This window comes from Rhizobacter sp. P1_G5, assembly GCF_056405435.1.
Map to the genome: position 1 here is coordinate 1 of NZ_JBFUCB010001141.1, position 731 is coordinate 731.

Genomic DNA, 731 nt, shown 5'->3' on the forward strand with positions numbered 1-731 from the left:
TCTACGAGCAGCGCGTGAGCGGCGACGAGCGCCACCGCTTCCTGCGCCGCCACGAGATCCAGAGCGTGCGCGCCGCGGCCGACGGCATCCACCTGAACCTGCTCGACGTGAACGCCTCGCGCGAGAGCAGCCAGCGCTACGACGCGGTGGTGCTGGCCACCGGCTATGCGCGCGAGCAGCACCACGCGCTGCTCGGCGAGCTGGCCCCATGGCTCGGGCGCCTGCAGGTCGACCGCGACTACCGCGTGATCGCGCCGCGCGAGTTCCGCCCCGCGGTGTTCCTGCAGGGCGCCTGCGAGACCACGCACGGGCTCAGCGACACGCTGCTGTCGATCACCGCAGTGCGCTCGAACGAGATCGCGACGAACCTTGCTACACTCAATGCGAACAATTCTCATTGAGCGGAGCGCTCTTCCAACGCATGCGCGAGCTGATCGAGGACCTGGTGGCCCACTGTGCAGACCTGCGGCGGCAGCTGACGCGCGAGCTTCGGGATCCGCAGCACGCGGCCGACATCGCGCAGTCGAGCTTCGAGCGGGTGTATGCGCAGGCACTGGGCGATGCAGCCATCGCGTCGCCGCGCGCGCTGCTGTTCCGCGTCGCGCGCAACCTGTGCATCGATGAGGCACGGCACCGCCAGGTGGTGCAGAGCTGGGCGGCGCAGCAATCCGAAGTCAGCCGGCAGGCGGCAGCACCGTCGTGCGAGTACGTGACGGCACAGCGGCAGGTGC

At 69.8% G+C, this 731-nt stretch carries 2 protein-coding genes; both read left to right on the forward strand.

Going from position 1 to position 731, the window contains the following annotated elements:
* Positions 1 to 401: SidA/IucD/PvdA family monooxygenase (locus tag AC1D12_RS34600; RefSeq protein ID WP_477845566.1), on the forward strand; the 401-nt coding region annotated here is incomplete at its 5' end.
* A gap of 20 nt (positions 402 to 421) precedes the next feature.
* Positions 422 to 731, forward strand: a 310-nt coding sequence (locus AC1D12_RS34605; RefSeq protein WP_477845567.1) for an RNA polymerase sigma factor, incomplete at its 3' end; no start/stop codon positions are given.